23 protein-coding genes and 1 pseudogene are annotated in these 21,262 nt (G+C 63.1%); 3 read left to right on the plus strand and 21 right to left on the minus strand.

Annotated elements, in window-relative coordinates; all coding sequences use genetic code 11:
- Positions 1 to 14: 14 nt before the first annotated feature.
- The gene (locus Q3Y53_RS09560) at positions 15 to 1,181 is read right to left on the minus strand and encodes an efflux RND transporter periplasmic adaptor subunit (protein WP_226424395.1); all 1,167 of its coding nucleotides are present in this window, start codon (positions 1,179 to 1,181) and stop codon (positions 15 to 17) included.
- A 51-nt stretch (positions 1,182 to 1,232) separates the two neighbouring features.
- On the opposite strand from Q3Y53_RS09560, the gene ychF reads away from it, so the two are divergent.
- Positions 1,233 to 2,324, plus strand: coding sequence for a redox-regulated ATPase YchF (gene ychF / locus Q3Y53_RS09565; RefSeq protein ID WP_303535426.1), 1,092 nt, complete (start codon positions 1,233 to 1,235; stop codon positions 2,322 to 2,324).
- An 18-nt stretch (positions 2,325 to 2,342) separates the two neighbouring features.
- Here the strand turns inward: ychF and Q3Y53_RS09570 are convergent, their stop codons facing one another.
- On the minus strand, positions 2,343 to 3,479 hold the full coding sequence (locus tag Q3Y53_RS09570) for a hypothetical protein (protein WP_303535429.1): 1,137 nt from the start codon (positions 3,477 to 3,479) through the stop codon (positions 2,343 to 2,345).
- A 6-nt stretch (positions 3,480 to 3,485) separates the two neighbouring features.
- Positions 3,486 to 4,775 carry an MFS transporter gene (locus tag Q3Y53_RS09575; RefSeq protein ID WP_303535776.1) on the minus strand — a complete coding sequence of 430 codons (1,290 nt, stop codon included), beginning with the start codon at positions 4,773 to 4,775 and terminating at the stop codon, positions 3,486 to 3,488.
- Positions 4,776 to 4,780: 5 nt separating this feature from the next.
- On the opposite strand from Q3Y53_RS09575, the gene Q3Y53_RS09580 reads away from it, so the two are divergent.
- Positions 4,781 to 6,427 carry an alpha/beta hydrolase gene (locus Q3Y53_RS09580; protein WP_303535431.1) on the plus strand — a complete coding sequence of 549 codons (1,647 nt, stop codon included), beginning with the start codon at positions 4,781 to 4,783 and terminating at the stop codon, positions 6,425 to 6,427.
- Here Q3Y53_RS09580 and Q3Y53_RS09585 read toward each other — a convergent pair.
- The 13 genes from Q3Y53_RS09585 to Q3Y53_RS09645 form a co-directional block, all read right to left on the minus strand.
- On the minus strand, positions 6,421 to 7,440 hold the full coding sequence (locus tag Q3Y53_RS09585) for an ABC transporter permease (protein WP_226424391.1): 1,020 nt from the start codon (positions 7,438 to 7,440) through the stop codon (positions 6,421 to 6,423). The genes Q3Y53_RS09580 and Q3Y53_RS09585 overlap by 7 nt on opposite strands.
- Positions 7,440 to 8,999 carry an ABC transporter substrate-binding protein gene (locus tag Q3Y53_RS09590; RefSeq protein WP_303535434.1) on the minus strand — a complete coding sequence of 520 codons (1,560 nt, stop codon included), beginning with the start codon at positions 8,997 to 8,999 and terminating at the stop codon, positions 7,440 to 7,442. The genes Q3Y53_RS09585 and Q3Y53_RS09590 overlap by 1 nt, the downstream gene beginning before the upstream one ends.
- Before the next feature lie 89 nt (positions 9,000 to 9,088).
- Positions 9,089 to 9,325, minus strand: a complete 237-nt coding sequence (locus Q3Y53_RS09595) for a hypothetical protein (RefSeq protein WP_303535436.1) — start codon at positions 9,323 to 9,325, stop codon at positions 9,089 to 9,091.
- Between the two features lie 101 nt (positions 9,326 to 9,426).
- A complete protein-coding gene (locus Q3Y53_RS09600) occupies positions 9,427 to 10,746 on the minus strand; it encodes a homoserine dehydrogenase (protein WP_303535437.1) in 1,320 nt (439 codons plus the stop codon).
- Positions 10,747 to 10,821: 75 nt separating this feature from the next.
- On the minus strand, positions 10,822 to 11,244 hold the full coding sequence (locus Q3Y53_RS09605; RefSeq protein WP_226424387.1) for a SufE family protein: 423 nt from the start codon (positions 11,242 to 11,244) through the stop codon (positions 10,822 to 10,824).
- Positions 11,245 to 11,251: 7 nt separating this feature from the next.
- The gene (locus Q3Y53_RS09610) at positions 11,252 to 11,695 is read right to left on the minus strand and encodes a hypothetical protein (protein ID WP_303535439.1); all 444 of its coding nucleotides are present in this window, start codon (positions 11,693 to 11,695) and stop codon (positions 11,252 to 11,254) included.
- An 11-nt stretch (positions 11,696 to 11,706) separates the two neighbouring features.
- On the minus strand, positions 11,707 to 12,255 hold the full coding sequence (locus tag Q3Y53_RS09615) for a 5-formyltetrahydrofolate cyclo-ligase (protein WP_226424385.1): 549 nt from the start codon (positions 12,253 to 12,255) through the stop codon (positions 11,707 to 11,709).
- On the minus strand, positions 12,252 to 12,716 hold the full coding sequence (ruvC, locus tag Q3Y53_RS09620) for a crossover junction endodeoxyribonuclease RuvC (RefSeq protein WP_226424384.1): 465 nt from the start codon (positions 12,714 to 12,716) through the stop codon (positions 12,252 to 12,254). Before ruvC ends, Q3Y53_RS09615 begins: the two co-directional genes overlap by 4 nt.
- A gap of 18 nt (positions 12,717 to 12,734) precedes the next feature.
- Complete coding sequence (gene bchI, locus Q3Y53_RS09625; protein WP_303535446.1) at positions 12,735 to 13,823, minus strand: magnesium chelatase ATPase subunit I; 1,089 nt, start codon at positions 13,821 to 13,823, stop codon at positions 12,735 to 12,737.
- A gap of 20 nt (positions 13,824 to 13,843) precedes the next feature.
- Entirely contained in the window at positions 13,844 to 15,196 is a 1,353-nt protein-coding gene (locus Q3Y53_RS09630) for a DUF3370 domain-containing protein (RefSeq protein ID WP_303535448.1), read from the minus strand.
- Positions 15,193 to 16,341, minus strand: coding sequence for a serine hydrolase (locus tag Q3Y53_RS09635; protein WP_303535450.1), 1,149 nt, complete (start codon positions 16,339 to 16,341; stop codon positions 15,193 to 15,195). The genes Q3Y53_RS09630 and Q3Y53_RS09635 overlap by 4 nt, the downstream gene beginning before the upstream one ends.
- 28 nt (positions 16,342 to 16,369) lie before the next feature.
- Complete coding sequence (locus tag Q3Y53_RS09640) at positions 16,370 to 17,116, minus strand: RNA methyltransferase (RefSeq protein ID WP_303535453.1); 747 nt, start codon at positions 17,114 to 17,116, stop codon at positions 16,370 to 16,372.
- Positions 17,117 to 17,125: 9 nt separating this feature from the next.
- Positions 17,126 to 17,539, minus strand: a complete 414-nt coding sequence (locus tag Q3Y53_RS09645; protein ID WP_025362444.1) for a c-type cytochrome — start codon at positions 17,537 to 17,539, stop codon at positions 17,126 to 17,128.
- 56 nt (positions 17,540 to 17,595) lie between these two features.
- Here Q3Y53_RS09645 and petG point away from each other — a divergent pair, with 56 nt between their 5' ends.
- Positions 17,596 to 17,712: a cytochrome b6-f complex subunit V gene (gene petG, locus Q3Y53_RS09650; RefSeq protein WP_071823076.1), complete on the plus strand. Its 117-nt coding sequence runs from the start codon at positions 17,596 to 17,598 to the stop codon at positions 17,710 to 17,712.
- A 13-nt stretch (positions 17,713 to 17,725) separates the two neighbouring features.
- Here the strand turns inward: petG and rsmD are convergent.
- The 5 genes and pseudogenes from rsmD to Q3Y53_RS09675 form a co-directional block, all read right to left on the minus strand.
- Positions 17,726 to 18,262, minus strand: a pseudogene (gene rsmD, locus Q3Y53_RS09655) (16S rRNA (guanine(966)-N(2))-methyltransferase RsmD); the annotation flags it as partial.
- Positions 18,259 to 18,900, minus strand: a complete 642-nt coding sequence (gene hisH, locus Q3Y53_RS09660) for an imidazole glycerol phosphate synthase subunit HisH (RefSeq protein ID WP_303535462.1) — start codon at positions 18,898 to 18,900, stop codon at positions 18,259 to 18,261. The pseudogene rsmD and the gene hisH, both read right to left, overlap by 4 nt.
- Positions 18,901 to 18,926: 26 nt before the next feature.
- On the minus strand, positions 18,927 to 19,250 hold the full coding sequence (trxA, locus tag Q3Y53_RS09665; protein WP_009790257.1) for a thioredoxin: 324 nt from the start codon (positions 19,248 to 19,250) through the stop codon (positions 18,927 to 18,929).
- Between the two features lie 180 nt (positions 19,251 to 19,430).
- A complete protein-coding gene (locus Q3Y53_RS09670) occupies positions 19,431 to 20,594 on the minus strand; it encodes a GuaB3 family IMP dehydrogenase-related protein (RefSeq protein WP_303535464.1) in 1,164 nt (387 codons plus the stop codon).
- Positions 20,595 to 20,643: 49 nt separating this feature from the next.
- Complete coding sequence (locus Q3Y53_RS09675) at positions 20,644 to 21,207, minus strand: CAAD domain-containing protein (protein WP_303535466.1); 564 nt, start codon at positions 21,205 to 21,207, stop codon at positions 20,644 to 20,646.
- Positions 21,208 to 21,262 lie beyond the last annotated feature (55 nt).

Below are 21,262 nucleotides of genomic sequence, written 5' to 3' on the forward strand. Positions count from 1 at the left end.
GAGACGTGGGTGGATCAATCGCGGCGATCAGCCCAGGGGGGCAGATCGATGAACACGCGAGTGCCTGATTCGAGACCGTTCAGGATCGCAGTCTGGTCGCCGCTGCTGTTGCCCAGTTCCACCGGCTGGAAACGTGGTTTCTGCTGCTCATCCACCAGCAACACGCCAGGTTTGCCGTCCTCGATCAAGATCGCCACCGTGGGCACCAGGATTTTTGGTGCACTGCGCCCAGTCTGGAAATTGATGTCGGCGGTCATGCCGATCTTCAGTGCTTTCTGCGGGTTGACGAAGTTCAGCCTTACCTCGAAGGAGGTGACGTTGTTCTCTTTCGCGGCGCGGGGGGCAATTTCATTCACCGTTGCCTGGAAGCGTTCATCGGGGAAGGCATCCACCCGGATTTCGGCGTTCTGGCCGGTCATGATGCGGCCGATGTCGCTTTCTGGAACGCGGGCCCTCACCTCCAAGCCTTGCGAGAGCTCAACGATCGAGGCACTGGTGGCACCGGCTGTGGCCGAGGCGGCGGTGGTGGGGGTCACAAACGATCCCGGTTCGGCGTAGCGAGCTGTGATCGTCCCTGAGAAGGGGGCACGGATCGTCTTTTCGCGGCTCTCCTGTTCCAGTTGCTCCACCCGTTCTCTGGCTGCAGCCAGGCCCGCCTGTCGGGCCAGCAATTCGAAGCGCGCATCGCTGAAGTCATCAGCGCTGATCGCGCCGCTGCCATACAGCTGGCTGCGACGCTCGAAGTCCTCCCTCTTGTTCTGGTAATTGGCTTCGGCCTGGCGCAGCAGAGCCTGCCTTTCCTGCAGCCGATCATCGAGATCGCCGCGATCCATCACCGCCAGCACCTGCTCTTTCTCCACCACATCCCCCTCATCCACCTTCAGCTGAGCCAGCAGACCCTGCTTGCGCGGACTCACATTCACCTTCAGCTGAGCCTGCAGTTCACCACTGGCAGTGATCACCCCAGAAAGCACGCCACGTTCCGCGGTGGTGGTGAAGGGCTTCAGATCCCGTTGACGGTTGCTCCAGGGTCCGAAACGCAGCAGCAGCCCACCGCCGCACAGGGCCAGCACCAGTAATCCCACCATCGCGGCTTTGGGCCGTCTGGATCGTGCTTTTGCCACTGAGGCCAGCTCTGCTTCAGGCGATGGGGACGCAGGGGAGCGCAAGGACTGCAGCATGGGCCCACAAAACTTCACAACAGTCTCGCCGTTGGCCGGTAGATTCCGCCGATGCTCAAAGCCGGAATTGTCGGATTGCCCAATGTGGGCAAGTCCACCTTGTTCAATGCCTTGGTCGCCAACGCTCAGGCGCAGGCTGCCAATTTCCCGTTTTGCACGATCGAGCCCAACGTCGGCACCGTGGCGGTGCCCGATGAGCGACTGGACCGGCTCACGGAACTGAGCAAGAGCCAGGACACCATTCCAACCCGGATGGAGTTTGTGGACATTGCCGGACTGGTGAAAGGTGCCAGCCAGGGCGAAGGCCTGGGCAACAAGTTTCTGGCCAACATCCGCGAGGTGGACGCGATCGTTCACGTGATCCGCTGCTTCGAGGACGATGACGTCATCCACGTTTCGGGGACCGTGGGTCCGTCCCGTGATGCTGAGGTGATCAACCTGGAGCTGGGTCTGGCTGATCTGGGTCAGGTCGAGAAGCGCCGGGAGCGTCTGAAGAAGCAAATGCGCACCAGCAAGGAGGCGCAGGTGGAAGACGCTGCTCTTGAGCGGATTCAGGCGGTGCTCGAGAACGGTGGTGCGGCTCGCAGCGTCGACTTAAGCGATGAAGAAGCGGCGATGATCAAGCCCCTGGGGCTGTTAACCGCCAAGCCGATCATCTACGCCACCAATGTGAGTGAGGACGACCTGGCTGAGGGCAATGCTTTCTGCGCCGAGGTGGTTGAACTGGCCGCCAAGGAAGGTGCCGAAACGGTGCGGATCTCTGCCCAGGTGGAAGCAGAGCTGGTGGAACTGGGAGATGAGGAAACCGCGGATTATCTGGAAGGTCTCGGGGTGACGGAAGGTGGTCTGCAAAGCCTGATTCGGGCCACCTATCGGTTGCTGGGGCTGCGCACTTACTTCACCACCGGTGAAAAGGAAACAAGGGCCTGGACCTTCAAGGCCGGGATGACAGCTCCGCAGGCTGCCGGTGTGATCCACACCGATTTCGAACGAGGCTTCATCCGCGCTCAGACCATCGGTTGGGAGAAGCTGCTGGAAGCAGGCTCACTGGTGGAAGCACGCAACAAAGGTTGGCTGCGCAGTGAAGGAAAGGAGTATGTGGTTGATGAAGGCGATGTGATGGAGTTCCTCTTCAACGTCTGATCACGACCGGTGCCCGTCTTATGTGCCCAACGTCATCCTGATCAATTGTTTCAGTGGTGAGGCTGTGCCGGATATTTGTTGTCGCTTGATGCGATCCAGCAAGCGTTGCGCCGCAGCATGCATGCGAACTTCGGCTTCGATGGATTGAGGGGCATAGGCCGTTCGCCTGCGTTGTGTGGCTGAGTTGGTTGTGGAGAAGGCCTCGTCCCAGCTGCAGTTCCAAGCAGCCTGGGCAAACCTGGCGTTGTTTGTTTCGAAATGACGCATCACCTTTTTGGTGAGCTTGCGTGAATAACCCCAGAAGGATGGGTCGTTCCAGCGTCGCTGACGCTCCTCGTTGAGGATGATTTGGGAGGAATTGCCAATGGTCTTGGGGGAAATGTTGTTTTCCCTGAGGAGTTGGCTGAGCACCCGGGCTAGCCACACTCCTCGGGTTCCTGGACTTCGGTTGTAGTGCTTCTGGGGGCAGGGTTTCCAGGGCAGTGCTGTTGAAAGGTTGATGGTGAGAATGAACTGCTCAAAAGGATCTACGCCTCCTTGGCGGAATGGCAGGAAACTCACCTTCAAACCCTTGGCCTTCGCCTTCAGTAAAGGCTGGAAATAGTTCCAGAAATCAAACACATCTTGCCGGCGTTTGATTTTGCCGCGCTTGGGTTTTTCGTTTTGAAGTTTTCCCTGCAAGGCATCGTCAACAAACTGCTCAAAGGTTTGGTGGTGATAAAAACGCCGCAGTGAGTAGATGTAGCGCGAGTTGATGTAATCGAGCTGGCTGCGAATGAAAATCACGATGTGAAGCTCATAGCCCGCCGCATCGGCCATGGCCTCAAGCTGTCGGATGCAGTTTGGATCTGTGAGTGGTACAGCGAATTGCTCGGCGCTGAGCAGACGATGCGGGCCCTCTGGTTGTTGCTTGAAGAATGCCTTCCAGCGTTTGCTCCTCCGTTTGCACAGCTCAGCGGCCAGTTTTTTCGGTTTGGGTTTGCATCCCAGGGGGTCCTGCAGGCTGACGCCATGGCTGCTCAGAAGATCGCGATTGCGGTGCAGCCGTTCCTGGATGTAGGTGGAGGCTGTTTTGTGCGTGCCGGCGTGCACGATCAGTTGTGGCCGTTGGCTCTGAAGGGGCTGGTCTGCCTGGCCTGATCTGGTCTGCGTCATGGTCCTTCAGTGCGGAGTCATTCTCCTCGTTTCTGCTGAACCAACAGAGCCATTAGCTCTGGCGACCGTTGCTGGCGGTTCTTGCGGGAGTGCAGCGTCAGCGGCTGCCGTTGTCCTGTAGCGCGGCTTGAGGCTGCGCAGGGTGGGGAGCACGATCAGGCAGGCCCCACCCATCAACAGCCAGAGCAGCAGGCCATTGTTCTGAAGATCCAGCAAGGCTCCTCCAGCCAGGGGAGCCACGATGGCGCTGATGGCGAAGCACTGGGAAAACAGCGCCATCGCCAATCCACGGTGATGTGGTGGTGTCTCTTCAATAACGGCTTCCGTGGCCGTGGGCAGAAAAGCGGCCTGGGCGAACGCCATCGGCAGCAGGGCTGCCAGCACCAAGACCGTTCCGTTTTCGAACAGGCAGGACAGGGCAAGCAAGCTGCAGCCCAGGCTGAATCCCGCCAGGCTTAAGCCGAGGCCGAAGGCAACGCTGCGCTCTGACAGCCAACGGCCCACCGGCCACTGCAGGCTCACCAGCAAGGTCAATTGGAGGGCGATCAGGGCACTGCTGTGGCTTTCGCTCAGAGCCGGTCGCAAGAGCCCGCCGCGCACCAGATCCAGGGGAAGCGCACTCTGTTGAAGAGCCAGGATTCCGGTGGCCACCACACTGATCAGCAGCACCGGCAGCAGGGGAAGCAACCAAGGCAGCCGGGACGTTAGCCGTGGATCACCCGGCTCTGGGCTATTGCCGCTGAGGTTGCGGTAAGGCGGACCGTCCTGGAGGGGGACAAGGCTGATCAGCACCAACACAGCGCCCATGCACACCGCTTCAACGCTGTACACCGTCCGCAGCACTCCCAGAGTGGCGGCAGCGGTTCCGATCAGCGTGCCGATGCCAATGCCGAGAGCATCGGCACTGCGCACCAAGGCGTAGCCCCGTCCGGAGGGCAGGTTGCCGCAACTCAAGGGAACGGCCAATTCGATGGCAGGCCAGTACAAACCCGCTGCACAGCCCAGCAGCAGTTGTCCGAGCAGGTAGCTGTTGTAGTTGTCGGCCTGCAGCAGGATTAGATCGGCCGCAATGGCCAACAGGGTTGTGCCCCTGACCGGCCAGGAGCAGCGGATGCCGCGATCGAGCAGTGCTCCGCTCAGCAGACGCACCACCGTGCCGATCAGGGCTGAGACGGCCAGGCCGCTGCCCACTTCACGCGCTGAAAAGTCGATTGCATGAAAGATCAGCGGCGTCATGAACATCACCCCGCCGGCACCGATAGATGCCAGAAACCTCAGTCGGGTGACGTTTCTCAGCGGTGATGGAAACTGGTTCCACCACCGCAGAGGGTCAGGCGTTGCTGCGCGGACGCTTAACAGGACGATCCATCGCGATGGGCTTGATGGGCAGTCTGCTGCTCAGCACGTGTCCATCGTGGCCTGTTGGCTCCACAGAACGTGTGGAGGTCCAGATTGACGGCGTGGTTCTTCCGGTTTCGGTGGCGGAGCTCGGTGCGTTTGTGCGCTCGCCGACGGCTGATCCAGCGCAGCTCTCGCGATCGGAGCTGTCCACCTGGATGGGTCTTCTCGCGCCCGATAGCCGACAGGGGCTGATCCGTCTGCTCAAGGCACCGATTCTCTCCCGGCGCAGCCTTGGGCGTCAGCTGCTGAGCAGCTGGGGGGCGGGTCCGCTTCTGGATGCGCTGGGGGAATTGATCCGCGTGGAGGATGGCAAACGCATCAATCGTTCGCTGGTGCTCTCCACGCTGGAGCAGTTGCTCGAACGGCAGGAAACCGTTTCGACGTTGGATGTGTTGGAAGCGTTGCCCACCCAGCAGCTGCGTCTTGATTTGGATGCGTTGGTGGCTGCCGCCAACCGCTGGCGGCTGGAATTGGAGCGACATCAGACCTTGATGCGGACCTTGGCTCAGAAAGAGGTCCGCCTGCAGCTCCTCAAGGGGGCTGAGCGTTCTGTCTCTGCCGAAGCGCCTCGTCAGTCAACGCTTGCGGTGGACCATCGTTCGCGTCCGTTGCAGGTGGAACGCTGGATCCCCCAGTCGCCCCGTGAGGACCGGACCTGGGTCTTGATGATGCCGGGGCTGGGCGGGGACCCCAACCACTTCCACTGGCTGGCGCGTTCGCTGATGCAGGCGGGCTGGCCCGTGGCGGTGCTTGAGCATCCCGGCAGTGATGCGGCCGCCGTCCAAGCGTTGCTTGAGGGCCGTCAGTCGTTTGACGGCGCCGCAGCACTCCGCGATCGGTTGGCTGATCTTGCTGCGGTGCTGGACGCGCAACGACGGGGCGATTTGAACATCCCTGGGACCGAGGTGGTGCTGATGGGGCATTCCCTGGGTGCCTTAACGGCTCTCTTGGCCAGTGGGTTGGAGCAGGTGCCCGGAATGGAGCAGCGCTGTAAAGGGGCCCTGGTGGGCTTGCCCCTCACCAACCTCTCGGAATTGCTCCAGTGCGAACTGGCGGCCGGCCGCGCGCTCGAGGGCAACGCGATGGCTTCGTTGCCTCGGGCGGTGGTGGGGCTCAACAGCTTTGGCGGTCTGATCTGGCCGCACCGCTCCCGCCAGGCGTTGCCGATTCCGCTGTTGATTGTGGGTGGGACGCTCGATCTGATCACCCCTCCTTTGGACGAGCAGCTGCCTCTTTTGGCTGGATTGGCGGAGCATCCCTACAGCCGGGTGGTGGTGGTTGAGGGTGCCAGTCACTTCTCGCCGATTCGTGTGGATGGCCAGGGCAAGGCGTCAGAGGGGGACGACCTCTTCCAGCTCGGCGAAGAGTTGGTGGGGGTCAATCCCCTCAGCGTTCAACGGGTGATTGCCCATGAAGTCATCCGTTTCCTTGACACCCTCAGCTCAGAGTCACCGCGCAACGATGCCGTTCACCTGATCGAAGCCAGTTCCAAGACGCGCTGGCATCGCTTGGGCCGTCGCCCGGCCTTGCAGCTGATGGATCAGTAGCGCACCCGCGGATCGAGGGCGGCCACCAGCAAGTCAACGGCAACACTCACCAGCACCACCAAGGCGGCGATTACCACCACGATCCCCTGAACGACGGGGTAGTCCCTTTGATTGATGGCTTCCTGTAGCCGCAGGGCGATGCCTGGCCAGGAAAAGGTGACCTCGATCAGCAGGGCCCCACCAATCAAGGAAGCCACGGTGATGCCAGCGATGGTGAGCACCGGCAGCAAGGCATTGGGCAGTCCGTGGCGAAGGATCACCTGGCGCTCACTCAGGCCGCGGCTGCGTGCCGCTTCCACGTAATCGCCGCGCAGGGTGCGTCGCAGGTTGAGTCGCAGAGCTGTTGTGAAGGTGCCACTTAGCAGCAGGGCCAGGGTTCCTGCGGGCAGGATCAGGTGACGCACGGTGCCTCGGAAGGCGGCCCAGTTGTTCTGAAGAGCGCTATCCAGAAGGAAAAATCCGCTGCCCTCGGGGGGGAGAAGGCTGGGGGGGAATCGCCCGCCCACAGGCAACCAGCCCAGGCTGACGGCGAACACCAGCTGCACCAGCATCGCCACCCAGAAGGGCGGCAGGGCATAGGTGCCCAATCCGTAGAGGCGACCTCCGAGGTCAATCTTTCCCTCGGGCCGTGCGATGCCGCTGAAGCCAATGCTCAGCCCGACCACAGCGGCAACAACCAGGGCGATGACGCTCAGCTCCAGGCTGGCTGGCAGGGTTTTGCCGATGATCGTTCGAACCGGCTCTTGGTTGATCAGGGCTTGCCCCAGATCGCCGTGGATCAAGCCGTTGAGATAACTGAGGTATTGGTCGAGCAACGACTGATCCAGGCCCAGCCGAGCGCGCATGGCGGCTTTGGCGGCAGCGGGGGCCCGGCTGCCGAGCACCGCATCCACAGGATCCCCTGGGGCAACGCGCAGTAACAGGAACACCAGGCTGGCGATCAGCCACAACATCAATGGCGCCAGGGCGAGGCGGGTGGCGCTGTAGCGCGCGAGGTCTCGGGCGCGTCCCATCAGTTGTTCGTCGCTCCTTCGTGGCGGCGCTCCAGTTCAGCGAGCATCAACTGACCACTGCCATCAAATTGTGGAGGGTTGAGGTTCAGCTGGGCCCAGGCCCGAGGTGAATCCAGCCAGACGGGGATGTAGGCGGCACCATCGGCAGAGAGATGGTCCACACGATCCAGGGCGGCGCGGCGGGCATCGCCCGTCAGCGTGTCGGATTCCAGCAGGGCTGTCTCCAATCCGGGGGCACTCCAGAAGCTGCCGCTGATCGCTGCTTCTCCATCAACGCAGGTGTCGCCCTCCACTGAGGTGCAGCTCAATAGCGGCGTCAGATAGGCCTCCGGATCGGGGTAGCTGCCGCGCCAATCCAGCATCACGGCCTTGAAGGCACCCTCCCCCAGCTGGCGGTAGATGGTTGTGGATTCGACGCCATCCAGATCCAACACAAGGCAGTCGGACAGGTCCCGTTGCACCTGGGCCTGCCAGGTGAGGGCCAGCAGTTTGTCGGCGGGCACGTTCGAGCGGAAGGTGAGCGGAAAGCGCAACGGGCTGCTGTTGCAGTAGCCCGCTGCCTGGAGCAGCTCGCGGGCCTGCTCGGGGTTGTGTTCGGGCCAGGGGGCCATCGCGCCGCCAGCAAGGCTGGGAGGCACCAACGCCCGCAACGGACGGCGAAGCCCGTAGCTCACCCGTTCACTGATCTCCTTTCGATTGAGACTGACGGCCAGGGCACGCCTGAGGTTGGGGTCTTGGAACGGCTTCTGGTTGCTCAGCAGGGTGATGTAGCCGATCTCCATCGCCGGACCCACCGACTCGTGCAGATCCCCCGCGATCGCCCGTTCATGCAGGGTGTGGCGCTGGTCTTCATCGATCGAGGCGGAGAGCAGCAGATCCACCTCGCCACTGCGCAACGCCCCATACAGCGCCGTGGAGTTGCTCAGTGTGATCAGATCGAGGCCGTCGTTGCGTGGTGCTTCACCCCAGTACTGGGTAAAGGGCTCCAAGCGTTGCTGATGTTCGCTGAAACGGGTCAGCTTGTAAGGGCCTGTTCCAACAAAGCGTTCGTGCAGAAAGCGGTCTTGGTGGTTGCTGTAGGCCGTCGGTGAAATGGGGGTGAGGTTGATCGACGTCAGCAGGCCCTGCAGGGATGTAGAGGGGCGACTGAGGCGCAGCCGCAGGGTGTGGGTGTCGGCTTCCTCCACCGAAGCGATGCGATCACCCACCACATAGCTGAGGGTCCCGATGCTGAGGAAGCGCCGAAGGCTAAAGGCCATGGCTGCCGCGTTAAACGGCGTTCCGTCGTGGAACAGCACATCGGTGCGCAGGGGAATCGTGACGGTGCGGCCGGCATCACTCAGAAAAGGAGCCGATGCCGCCAGCCTGGGTTCCAGCGAGCCATCCCGCTTAAGGCGATACAGCGGGTCCCCTAGGGCGCTGATCAGCTGTATGGCGCTGAGGGTGCTGGCCTGGGCTGGATCCAGGGAGCTGATCCGCCCTGCTGAGGCCACTGTGATGCGGCTGGTGGGGGGCGGTGCCTGACACCCCACCTGAGTGAAGGCCAGGGCGAGGGCCATCAGTGCGCCAGCGAACGTCCATCTCGTGGGGCGATCGATGCGCTTCAACGGGCCTCAACCATCAACAGATCGGCCCATTCAACAGGGAGTTAACCGACCTGGCGAATCCTCTCCAGAGAGATTTCGAACACTGGTGATCCCTCGTTGCTCTGCAGAGGCCAGCGGCGCACCCAGCAGCGGTCGTGGTCGCCATCCACACCGATTACCTGATAGGTGTCGTCGTCACTGTCGAGGTTGACGCAATCTCCCTGGTGAACAGACATCGGACTGAACCCCTCTTCTAGGGAACAGCCTTGACCCGGTTTCGATCGAGTGAGGTTCTGCATGAACCGTTTCGAGCACACATCTGAGAATTCAGACCTGTGCAGTGAAAGTTCTTGACACTCTGACGCATGCCCGGGCACGGGCGCCAGCACTGGCGGACTCCTCAGAGGCAGCCGAGGTGAGCGGCCAGGCCCGAAACTTCCGGCAGGGCCTGGATCGCTTCGAGGGCTTCATTCATCTGGCGTTGGCTCACTTCATGGGTGATCACAACGATCTCGGCGCCGGCGTCGCTGGCATTGAATTGCACGATCGACTGGATCGAGACATTGCGTTGGCCGAAGCAGCCGCCAACGTTGCCAATCACGCCCGGCGCGTCTTTTGTCTTGAAACGCACATAGTGGCGTTGGCGAATGTCGTCTGAGTCGACGAGGGAGCAAGGCCGCCAGCTGCTTGCTGCTAAGAGGGGATCCACTTTCCCAGGCCCGTCACTGGCCTTACGGATACCGGCGATGTTGAGGATGTCGGCCACCACCGCAGAGGCCGTTGGTCCAGCACCAGCGCCCGGGCCGTAAAACATCACCCGGCCAATCGGGTCTCCTTCCACAAGGATGGCGTTGTTGACGCCGTTCACGCCCGCCAGGGGGTGGTCCTTGGGAACCAGCGTGGGCTGCACGCGCAGGGAGAGCGGCAGGGGATCGCCACTGTTGGGCATGCGTTCGGCCATTCGCTCGGCCACGGCCAGGAGCTTCACGCCGTAGCCCAGTTGGTTGGCGTAATCCACATCCACGCCCTGCAGGCCACTGATGCCGTCGGTGGGAACCGCGGCGCGATCCACGCTGCCGCCGAAGGCCAGGGTGGCCAGGATCGCGATCTTGTCGGCTGCATCAAGACCGTCCACATCCGCTGCCGGATCGGCTTCGGCGTAGCCCAGCTCCTGGGCATCCTTGAGCACCGCGTCATAGGCGGCTCCCTCCTCTGCCATGCGGGTGAGGATGTAGTTGGTGGTGCCGTTGATGATGCCGCTGACGCGGTTGATGCGGTTGCCGCCCAGGGACTGCTTCAGCGGCTCAATGATGGGAATGCCGCCACCAACGGCAGCTTCGATCAGCACATAAACCCTGGCGGCGGCCGCGGCTTCAGCGATTTCCTGACCGTGGCGCGCGATCACGGCTTTGTTGGCGGTCACCACGGATTTGCCGGCTGCAATCGCTTGGAGAATCAGGCTGCGGGCCGGCTCCAGGCCACCGATTACCTCCACCACCACGTCCACCGCAGGGTCCTGGATTACCGCCGATGGATCGGTGGTCAGCAGGCTTTCGTCCAAGGCCACGGGCCGGGGACGGTTCAGATCGCGGACGGCAACACGGATCAGCTCAAGCTCACCCACCAGCGGGTGGCGTTCGCTGGGGTTCTGGAGGATTGAAGCCACCCCACCGCCAACCGTGCCCAGCCCCAGCAGACCCACGCCGACCTTTCCTGCCATCCCCTGTGATCCGTGTTGGAACGATTGCGAGCGACTCTATGTATTGACGTGACTTTGCTTCGGTTCTCCTTCTGATCAGCTCCCCAACTGACGTGCCTGCTCCTGCATGGCCAGGAGGATGTTGAGGAAGCCATTGGCGCGGGAGGGCGTCAGGCTGGCCTGCAGGCCTGTTGCCGCAATGAAGGCCGGGTCCACCGCCTGCACCTGGGCCGGCGTCAATCCATCCAGCCCCTGGATCAACAACGCCAGCAGTCCCTTGGTGATCAGCGCATCGGAGTCGCCCTGCCAGCGCATCACCCCCTCATCGAGGGCACCCCGCACGAACACCTGCGACACACATCCCTTCACCTTGATGTCGTCGGTCTGCTCCTCGGCCGGCATGGGAGCGAGCTTCTTGGCCAACCAGAGCACGTACTCGTAGCGGCGTTTTGGATCGGCGGTGCCGCCCAAGCGCTCCACCATCCGGTCGAGGGCATCACTGCCGGTGCTGGTGGCCATGCGGGGCTCAGTGGTTTCGACGTCGCACGCTAACCAGCAGCCCCACCATCACCAGGCTGAAGGGGAACACGACCACCTCGTTCAGATCCACTTCGCCATCTTGAACGGGGAGTTCGAGGTAGTCGCGGTGGCCTGGACCACCGTCCACTTGGAGATCAACGGTGCCGTTGCCCACGCTGCTGAGATCGATACTCAAGCGTCCCTCCGTATCGGTTCGGCCCAGTTCCAGCCCTGGAGTGCCATCGGCATTGAGCAGGCGAACAACGGCCCCTTGGGTGGGTTCACCGTTGGAAAAGCTGCTGCTCAATTGCAGGTCGCCATCGAGATAGTGCAAAGCGCTTTCGATCTGATGGGCCTTGGCGGGAGCGAGAACTGCGCCGTGCAGCACCGAGCTGAGCAGAACCAGTGGAGCCAGCAGACGCAGCATGGAAGGGCGATCAATGGTGCCCATGATGCGGCCCCTCAGGCGGGCCGACCAGCACCCTGCTCCGTGATCCAGCCGGTAAACGGAACATCCCAGGACTCTCGGGGCAACGGTTCGGCCGCAAGGCAGGTTGAGGGCAGCACCACCCAGGCCGGCACGGCAGCCCAGGCGGGATCAGCTCTGAGTCGGTCGTAATACCCACCGCCGTAGCCCAGGCGGATTCCAGCGCCATCCACCGCCAGCGCCGGTACCAGCAGCAGCGCCAGCTGATCGGGCCCAAGGGCGTCTCCCGCGGCAGGCGCGGGAATGCCGCAGCCATCGGGCTGAAGCGGGTCTTGGTCCCAGCTCCGGTAGATGAGTCCGCCGCTGCCATCGGCCACTGGCAAGGCCAACGGCGGATGGGGGCCATCCCGCAGCGGCCGTAAATCCGCCTCCCCCGGCAGGGGCCAGTAGATCCCCAGATGGCTGTTGCCGCAGTTGGAGCGCCCGATTAGCTCCCTCACCGCGTCCTGAATGGACCGCGTGGCTGTCTCGTCCAGATGGCGCTGCCCTCTGTAGTGAAGGCGCAGGGTTGCCTTGGCGCTCATCGCTGCAACCAGGCCGTCAACGCCACAGCGAGGGCATCGGCCGCATCATCCGGTCGGGGCGGTTCATCCAGGTTCAACTCCCGCATCACCGCTTCCAGCACTTCATCCTTATCGGCATGGCCGAACCCCGCTACGGCGAGTTTGATCTGCATGGGAGGGAACTCCACCATCGGAATCTTGAAGCGGGCCAGGGTCATCACCACCACGCCGCGCGCTTGCACCACATTGATGGTGTTGCTGGATCGGTAGAAGAAAAACTTTTCCACGGCCGCCAGTTCCGGTCGCCAGATCCGAATCAGCTGGCGCAGGTCGCCAGCGATCTCCACCATGCGATCACCATCGGAGCGACCGGAATCGGTCTGGATGATGCCGCAATCGAGCATGCGCTGGCATCCGTCCTGGATGTCGATCACCCCGTAGCCCACCCGGGCGAGGCCCGGGTCGATGCCGAGGATCCGCATGGGCTGATTGTGGGGGGATCAGGCGGCGAGGGCCAGTTCGAAATCAGCGCGGTCGCTGCTCTCGCTGCGTTCGAACACCTTGCAGAACACCTTCACCACCCGGTCGCCGGAATCCACCTGCTCCAGGGGGTCCTTACGCAGGCGATGGCGCAGGCAGCAGGAGGCCACGCGGGCCACATCGTCCTCGCTCACTTCCGTGCGCCCTTCAAAGGCGGCCAGGGCTCGGGCGGCACGGTTGGTGACGATGTCACCCCGCAGACCATCCACATCGAGCTCGCCGCAGACGGCGGAGATGCGCAGGCGCAGATCCTCATCAATGGTCACCTGGTCGAGGCGTTGCTGGGCCTCCACCACCCGTTGTTGCAGGGCGTTTTGATTACCCTCCACGGCGGTGCTGAAGCCATCGGGATCGCTGTCAAAGGCGGTGCGCTGGTCCACCACCTGCACCCGCAGCTCTGGATTCCGCACGGTGCGCACTTCCACGCTCATGCCGAAACGGTCGAGTAGCTGGGGGCGGAGTTCCCCTTCCTCGGGGTTGCCGGAGCCGATCAAGACGAAACGCGCCGGGTGGCGCACGGAGATGCCTTCCCGTTCCACTGTGTTCCAGCCTGAGGCGGCTGAATCAAGGAGGACGTCGACGAGGTGGTCGTCGAGCAGGTTCACCTCATCCACGTAGAGCAGGCCGCGGTTGGCTTTGGCCAGCAGGCCGGGCTCAAAGGCCCTCACGCCTTCACTCAGCGCTTTTTCAATGTCGATGGTGCCGCAGAGGCGGTCTTCCGTCGCACCGAGGGGCAGGTCCACCATCGGCACCTGCCGTGGTTCGGTGCTCAGGCTTTCCCCCTGTTGCATCCGCTCGCGCACCTCACTGCTCTGCAGGTCGGGATCGCTGGCAGAGCTGTTGTAGGGATCGCCGGCGACAACGTCGATGTCCGGCAGCAGATCGGCCAGGGCACGGATCGTGGTGGATTTGCCGGTGCCGCGGTCCCCCATGATCATCACGCCGCCGATGCGCGGATCGATCACGTTGAGAAGCAGGGCCAGCTTCATCTCCTCTTGACCGATCACTGCAGTGAAGGGGAAGACCCTGCGCTTCCGGGGTGCAGTCACGAGCAATTCTCTTGGCGTGCTCAGGATTGTTTCACAGGCTGCACGGTGATGACCTGGGGTGGCGTGGCATCAGCGGGATAGACCAGACGAACGCGCACCTGCTTGGCTTCCCCTGGCTTGAGCATCAGCTGTCCCAAGGACGGCCCCTGCTGCCCCTGGCGCAGCACCAGGTGCTGGGTCTGGCGTCCCTTGGGAACACCCTCTGGATCCTCCAGACCCGTTGTCTGCACGGGGCCGCGGAACATCACCGGACCATTGAGGTCATCGCGGAAGCGCAGGAAAGAGGGTTGGCTGTTGCCTTTGAGGGGCGAATCCAGCGACAACTGCAGCGTCACCACGGCTGAACCGGTGTTCTTCAGCGGCAGGGTGAGGTCGTATTCCACCCCGTAGTTGCCATGGGCGGCCCAGGCGGTGCCGGGATAAAAGCTCTTGAGTTCAGCGGTCTGCACCTGGTTGGTGGCGAGGGTGCCGCGCTCCAGGCTGCTGATCGGCCAGGAGATGGGGGCCTTGGGTGCGGCAAGCACCGAGCTGCCCGGGTCGGTGATGCGCGCCCGCCAGCTGCTGCCGATCTGAACGCCGCTCACCCGGGAATAAATGATTTTCCCCTTGCTGCCCCGTGGGGTGGGTTGATGCTCCTTACTGCTCATGCGCTGGTCTTTCAGCAGCTGCAGCCAGTGCTGCTCGCTTGGCGCATTCCCATCGTTGCCATGGGCGGCCAGGGTGGCCATCGCCACCGGCCCGGAGCTGTGGAAGCGCAGTTGCAGGTTGCGGCCGTTGAGAAGGGGGTCGAGACCGGCCACGGGTATGGGTAACAGCAGCAGCTGTGTGGGTGAGCCTGGAGCCAGGGTCCAGCGGCGCTTGGCGAGTTCCGCTGCGCTGCGACCGGCCAACAGATCTCCGGCAACGCGGCTGCCGGGTCCTGCCGCCACCACGTCGGTGGTCTCTGGCATCAGGCTCGGCAAGGGCAAGAAGGGGGCCTGGGTCTGGCCGGGCTCCGTGGCCTGCGAAAGCGAGGTGCTGCCCGAGATCAGCTGCAGGGTCACAGGTGCGTTCCCCAGCGGAGCCGCCAGTACCGCCAGCCACAGGGTTGAGCTGGGGTTGCCTTCGGCATCCCCGGCATACACGTGGTGGCTGAACAGGTCAAAGCGACCGTTGAGTACCACCGGAACTGACGCCTCTTCCCCGTCGGGAAAGGTGGAGATCAGGATGCCGTCGTCATCAATCAGTTCGGGGTTGTTGTCGTTCACCATCAACACGCTGTCGAGGGCTCCCGGTAAGGGGCGAACGCTCTGCTGACGCTCAATCACTTCCGCAGCGCCAGGCAGTCCCATCACGGTCAGCCAGGCAGCAGACAACAGCGGGGCGAGCTTCATGGTTTGGGCGGGACAGGGATGGGTTTGAGGTGCGGTGCCATGGCGGCGGCGAGCTGACGGATCAGTTCGGTGGATCGGGGGTCATTGAAGGGGCCTTCCACCAGAAATCCCGCCACAGCGCGTCTGCCGTCGGGGAGTTCGATCAGCCCGGCATCGGCGTAGGCGATGCCGATGTCACCGGTTTTGTTGTAGACGCGGTAACCCTTGCGGGCCAGGCTCGCGTCAGGTGCCCCCTGCGCCCCACCGAGGCCGCGCATCAAGCCTCTGGGGAGCAGCGTGTTGGTGACCGACGTCCCCATCACCTCGCGAAACAAATCCCGGCTGCGGGGAGCGAGCAGCTCGCCGCTATCCACCAGGGCAATGGCCCGGCTGAGATCCCGGGCACTGGTGGTGTTGGTGCCGTCGAGATCCGGCAGCCAGTTGTTCACCACGGTGGAGGGGAGGTCCAGCTCTTGAAAGCGGGCATTCACTGCGTCCATTCCCCCCGCCCGAGCAATCATCAAGTTGGTGGCGGAGTTGTCGCTGACCCGGATCATTTCCGTCGCCACCTCATGGGTGGGGAAGCGGCTGCCCAGCGGCCGGGAGGCCATCCAACCGGCCCCTCCCCCCACAAGCTCCTCGGTGAGCGTGAGCGGCTCGTTCCACTGAAGCGTTCCCTGATCCAGCAGCTCCAGCACCGCGAGAAGGATCGGCGTCTTGATCGAGCTGGCGGCGGCCATTGGTCGCTCCGCCTGCATGGCCGCAAAGCGTCCGTCGTCAAGGATCAACATGTAGGCGCTGGCCTGCAGATCGGTTTGTTGCGCGGCCAGCTCCACCCATCGCTGCGACAGCGCCTTGATTTCTTGCCTTGGGGCAAAGCGTGCCTGCTTGAGGCCCTTCGCGATGGCTGGCGCAGCCTTCGTGTTCTTTTCGGCGTCCTCAGCGCTGGGCGGCTCCACGGCGTCGCCGAGCAGCGTGGTGATCAAGGCTTGATCGGCCAGCCAGCTGGGCAGTGAGATTTTCTGCTGTTGCACGCGCGGGGCCAGTAGCCGCAGGCCTGTGCCGGTGAGCAGTCCCAGACCCACCCCCATTAAGACCAGCCGCAGGATGAGCTGGGCCGGTCCTCTCCAACCGGCGGAGCGACGTGAAGAACGACTGCTGCTCAACCTTTCAGCCGTGAATGTTCGGCAGAGATTAGGGGCGGTTGGCGCGGATGGCCCAGCGCAGTTGGCGCACCATCCCCCGCAGCAGAGCGACTTCTTCGGCGCGCACCGTGGCGCGTTGCAGCAGATCCCGCACCTTGGCCATGCGTGCGGCGGCGGTGTGCTCCAGCAGGAAACCGGCTTCCAGCAGCAGGTCGGTTGCGTCGTCCAGCAAGGCTGACAGTGCTTTGGCGGCCGCCGGGTCCGGCGATGGGGGTTCGATGCTGCGGGTTTCGGTTGTGCCGCTGTTAAGGCGGGCTAACTCATGCAGCACCACAGCTACGGCGTGGGACAGATTCAGCGAGGGATAGGACTCACCGCTTTGCAAGCAGAGAACCCGTTGGCAGAGCCGTAGCTCACTGTTGCTGAGGCCGCGGTCTTCCCGTCCGAACACCAGGGCCACGGGGGCGTCAGCGCTGGAGCTGATGCCATCGCTGGCCAGCAACCAAGCCAGGGCCTGCTCGGGTGTTTGCAGGGGAATCTCACCATGGTCGAGGCGTCCGCAACTGCCCACGGTGCGACGGCAGTCGTTGATGGCCGTCAGCAGGTCGGGCACCACGACGGCGGCCTGAAGCAGTGCCTGCCCATGCACGGCCATCTGTAGGGCCTGTTCGCTGAGATGGTCACAGCGGGGGGCCACCAGCCGCAGTTCGCTCACGCCGAAGTTGGCGCACAGCCTGGCCACGCTTCCAATGTTCAGGGGGCCGGCCGGCTCCACCAGCACGACGACGGCATTCAAAGCAGCGGCTCAGCTGAGGGTGTGCAGGTAGGCCAGCAGGTCGGCCATGGATTGTGGTTCCATCTCAAAGCTCGGCATGGGGGGAGTCTCGCCGCTGATGATCTGGTGCACCAGAACGGGGTCTTTGAGCTGGTTGCTGACGCCCTGAAGTTGAGGGCCCACCAATCCCTGGCCGGCAAGACCATGACAACCAGCGCAATTGATCCGGAACAGCTGTCCGCCGTGGTCAACGGCCCCTTGCAATTCAAGGCTGGCCTTGATGTAGGGGTCCTGCTGGGCGCTCCCCAGAACCCAGAGCACCAGCACCACGCAGGCTGTGGCAGCCGACACCACAAGGGCCGCGATCAGGCCGCGACCCCGATCGCTCGAATCATTTGCATCAGCTGATGCCGATTCGGCCGCAATTCGTGACGGCTGGACCACAGACCTGGAGTTCCAATGAGAGAATTCTCCCTAATTCTGATTGCTGACGCGAATCAATGATCGAACCTCTGCTCTGCGGCATCGTTCTGGGTCTGATCCCCGTCACGCTGATGGGTCTGTTCGTTGCGGCATGGAACCAGTACCGCCGTGGTGGCAGCGCTCTGGGGGGTTGAGCAGCAGCACGCTGCTGATGCCATAGCGGCGCTGATCCACAACCGTCCAACCTGCACCTGGTAAGGGGTTCAGGTTGGAGCGGTGTTCACACACCACCAGAGAGTCCTGGTGAAGCCAATTCCCCTGGGCGAGGGCGAGAAAGCAGGGTTCGTAGAGGCCCTGGTCGTAGGGGGGGTCGAAGTAGACGATGTCGAAGGGGGCCTTGCTCCACCCTTTGCGCAGCCATCCGATCAGCTCCCGCCGTTCGGTGCGGATCTCCGGAGCCGGTGATCGGCTTGCTGCCACCGCACTGAGGTTGGAGCGGCTGACGCGGATGCACTGCGGATCTTGATCGACGGCCACCACACAGCTGGCACCCCGCTGCAACGCCTCGCAGCCCATCACGCCGCTGCCGCTGCAGAGGTCGAGCCAACGGCAATCATGCAGCTGCGGGGCAAGGATGTTCATCACGGCCTCGCGCACCCTGGAGGTGGTGGGCCGCGCGGTGCGTCCCCCTGGGCTCAGCAGACGTCGACCACCGCTGAGACGCAGTTGCCCGCCACCGCTCATGGGAAGGGCGCAGCCCCGTTGCGCAGCCAGATCAACCAGCGCTTGAGCATCTGTTCCCCGGCATCGGACGACTTCTCCGGATGGAACTGGCAGGCGCCGACTCGACCCCGCCAGACAACAGCGGTGACCTCCTGATCGCCGAAGGGGGCCGAGGCCTTGAGGTTTTTCGGGTCGGTGGGAACGGCGGCATAGCTGTGCACGAAATACACCCATTCCGACAGGGCTTCGCTGTTGAGCAGCGGGCAGTTGCCGTGATGCTTCAACGGGGCCCAGCCCATGTGGGGGATGCGCTCGCCGCTGTTGTTGGGAAGGCGTTCCACCCGTCCGGCCAGAAGCCCCAGGCCTGGATCGTTGCCTTCGTCGCTCTGTTCAAACAACAGCTGCAGGCCAAGGCAAATGCCAAGCAAGGGGCGGTCCTCTTGCCCCCAGCGCAGCAGATGGGGCACGAGCCCCGTGGCCCTGAGGTTGGCCATGGCCGGATCAAAGGCGCCGACCCCCGGCAGGATCAGCGCATCAATTCCGTCCAGATCTTCGGCGTGCTGGATCAGTGAGCAGCCTTGATCAAGCCGCTCAAGGCATTTCTCCACGGAGTGGAGATTGCCCATGCCGTAATCGATTAACCCGAGGTTCAGACTCAACCGGTTGATCCGTTCTGGAGACGGATTCAGAGGTACTTGGAGATGGTGCCTGAGAGGGTTGCCTTGGGAACAGCGCCCACAACTGTGTCCACCTTCTGCCCGCCCTTGAACACCATCAGGGTCGGGATGCTGCGGATGCCGTACTGGCTGGCAACGTTGGGATTCTCGTCGGTGTTGAGCTTGAACACCTTGATCTGACCCTCGAATTCCTTGGCGATTTCCTCAACGATCGGAGCCACCATGCGGCAAGGTCCACACCAGGGAGCCCAGAAGTCCACGAGAACGGGCACGTCGCTTTGGAGCACGTCCTGCTCGAAGGATGCGTCGGTGACAGCAGCAGCGCTGGACATATGAGCAGGAAGATTTAGGGAGAATTTAGCAACGGTTTCAAGCGAACACACAGCTCTTCCCTGCTGGGAAGGGATCTGTGACAGTCGCTCTCCACAAAGAGTGAAAGCCCGATCGCGCCGGGCCGGGGGGTGTGAGGAGTGTGTGGGCCGAAGCCCGCACACCTCCAATTTAGCGCTGCTCTACTTGCCCATTCCGAGGTGCTGGGCCTTTTGGTAGACCTTGCCCTCCGTCAGCAGGGAGGGTGCTACGACCACCTCCACCTGCTGCATCTCCTTGATGGTTTGGGCTCCCAGGGTGCCCATGGATGTCTTCAGGCAGCCCAGCAGGTTGTGGGTGCCGTCGTCCAACTTGGCCGGGCCGCGGAGGATGCGTTCGATGCTGCCGGTGTTGCCCACATTGATGCGGGTGCCGCGGGGCAGCACCGGGCTTGGGGTGGCCATGCCCCAGTGGAAGCCCCGGCCGGGAGCCTCCTCAGCACGGGCGATGGGCGAGCCGATCATCACGGCGTCGGCGCCGCAGGCGATGCACTTGCAGATGTCACCACCGGTGACGATGCCACCGTCGGCAACGATCGGCACATAGCGACCGCTTTCCTTTTCGTAATCAGCCCGGGCGGCGGCGCAGTCGGCAACCGCCGTGGCCTGGGGAATGCCCACGCCGAGAACGCCGCGGGAGGTGCAGGCGGCACCGGGGCCAATGCCCACCATCACACCGGCTGCGCCTGCGCGCATCAGCTGCAGGGCCACGTCATAGGTGACGCAGTTGCCGATCACCACGGGAACGCCCATGTCGCGGCAAAGGGCTTCCAGATCCAGGGTTTCTTGGCCTTCAGGTCCGGTGTGGTCCGTTGAGACCACGGTGGCCTGCACGAAGAAGAGATCGGCTCCGGCTTCGGCAATGGCCTTGCCGAAACGCATGGCGGCCACTGGTGTGCCGCTGACGGCAGCGATGCCTCCCTGGGCCTTGATGTCTTGAATGCGTTTGCGGACCAGCGCCTCTTGAACCGGCTGGCTGTAGATCTCCTGCATCAACGGGACGAATTCGTCCTTGCCAACGGCGGCGATGCGATCCAGAACCTGGTTGGGGTCTTCGTAGCGGGTCTGAACACCCTCAAGGTTGAGCACGCCGAGGGCGCCCAGTTGGGACAGGCGAACGGCCATGCCCACGTCCACCACGCCGTCCATGGCGCTGGCGATAATGGGGATCTCGCGCTCGATTCCCCCCAGGGTCCAACGGGTATCGGTGACCTCGGGGTCCACCGTGCGACCCCCAGGCACCAGAGCGATTTCATCGATTCCGTAGGCCCGGCGAACGGTCTTGGAGCGTCCGAGCTGAATGTCCACCGCGCGACTTCAATAAAGTCAGATCAAGCTACCAATCGGGATGATCGCCTCAGCTTGATCGGCCTGTCACACGGCTCCAGGTTGAGCGGGCCCCCTTGATGAAGTTGTCCCGGTCGCTGTTGCGAATCAGGTTGCGCAGGGCGAAGTTCACCAACCAGATCACGCCGGCCAGCTCCAGCAGGCCTGGCACCAGAGGGATGCTGTTAATGGTGCTGAGCACACCGGAATAAACCGTCGCCACCAGGCTGAAGACGATCAGGCCGCCAACCACCCGCAGGGGCAGCTGGGCCTTGCTCCAGAGCTCAGCCAGATCGTTCTGCTCGAGCCAGTCCTTCACTTTGCCCACCAGCAGCTCCCATTCGCCACCGTCCAATGGATCGCCGTCCTGATCGGTGCTCTCCTGAGCAGGGATCGACACGGTGGAGGCGATCACCGGGTCGGGCGTGGGCGCAGGAGTGGGCGCGGGTGTTGGGGCAGGAGTGGGTGCCGGCGTCGGTTCAGGCTCCGGCGTGGGCGCAGGAGTGGGTTCCGGGGTTGGCGTGGGGTCGCTGCCTGGGATTTCGGCTTCAGGGCGCGGCTCGTCGACAGGACCCATCACGTCAGTGGAAAGCATCGGGATTTTATCCGGACTTTTCTGTTGCTTCCACCGTCCGAGATAGACTGATAAA

Origin of the sequence: Synechococcus sp. YX-04-1 (genome assembly GCF_030546365.1) — a bacterium.
Classification (GTDB): domain Bacteria; phylum Cyanobacteriota; class Cyanobacteriia; order PCC-6307; family Cyanobiaceae; genus Parasynechococcus.

Bases quoted from the DNA above. Each gene is read 5' to 3' on its own strand.
- Q3Y53_RS09560 (WP_226424395.1), bottom strand. From the start codon at position 1,181: ATGCTGCAGTCCTTGCGCTCCCCTGCGTCCCCATCGCCTGAAGCAGAG.
- ychF (WP_303535426.1), top strand. From the start codon at position 1,233: ATGCTCAAAGCCGGAATTGTCGGATTGCCCAATGTGGGCAAGTCCACC.
- Q3Y53_RS09570 (WP_303535429.1), bottom strand. From the start codon at position 3,479: ATGACGCAGACCAGATCAGGCCAGGCAGACCAGCCCCTTCAGAGCCAA.
- Q3Y53_RS09580 (WP_303535431.1), top strand. From the start codon at position 4,781: ATGGAAACTGGTTCCACCACCGCAGAGGGTCAGGCGTTGCTGCGCGGA.
- Q3Y53_RS09585 (WP_226424391.1), bottom strand. From the start codon at position 7,440: ATGGGACGCGCCCGAGACCTCGCGCGCTACAGCGCCACCCGCCTCGCC.
- Q3Y53_RS09590 (WP_303535434.1), bottom strand. From the start codon at position 8,999: ATGGCCCTCGCCCTGGCCTTCACTCAGGTGGGGTGTCAGGCACCGCCC.
- Q3Y53_RS09595 (WP_303535436.1), bottom strand. From the start codon at position 9,325: ATGCAGAACCTCACTCGATCGAAACCGGGTCAAGGCTGTTCCCTAGAA.
- Q3Y53_RS09600 (WP_303535437.1), bottom strand. From the start codon at position 10,746: ATGGCAGGAAAGGTCGGCGTGGGTCTGCTGGGGCTGGGCACGGTTGGC.
- Q3Y53_RS09605 (WP_226424387.1), bottom strand. From the start codon at position 11,244: ATGGCCACCAGCACCGGCAGTGATGCCCTCGACCGGATGGTGGAGCGC.
- Q3Y53_RS09610 (WP_303535439.1), bottom strand. From the start codon at position 11,695: ATGGGCACCATTGATCGCCCTTCCATGCTGCGTCTGCTGGCTCCACTG.
- Q3Y53_RS09615 (WP_226424385.1), bottom strand. From the start codon at position 12,255: ATGAGCGCCAAGGCAACCCTGCGCCTTCACTACAGAGGGCAGCGCCAT.
- ruvC (WP_226424384.1), bottom strand. From the start codon at position 12,716: ATGCGGATCCTCGGCATCGACCCGGGCCTCGCCCGGGTGGGCTACGGG.
- Q3Y53_RS09630 (WP_303535448.1), bottom strand. From the start codon at position 15,196: ATGAAGCTCGCCCCGCTGTTGTCTGCTGCCTGGCTGACCGTGATGGGA.
- petG (WP_071823076.1), top strand. From the start codon at position 17,596: ATGATCGAACCTCTGCTCTGCGGCATCGTTCTGGGTCTGATCCCCGTC.
- trxA (WP_009790257.1), bottom strand. From the start codon at position 19,250: ATGTCCAGCGCTGCTGCTGTCACCGACGCATCCTTCGAGCAGGACGTG.
- Q3Y53_RS09675 (WP_303535466.1), bottom strand. From the start codon at position 21,207: ATGCTTTCCACTGACGTGATGGGTCCTGTCGACGAGCCGCGCCCTGAA.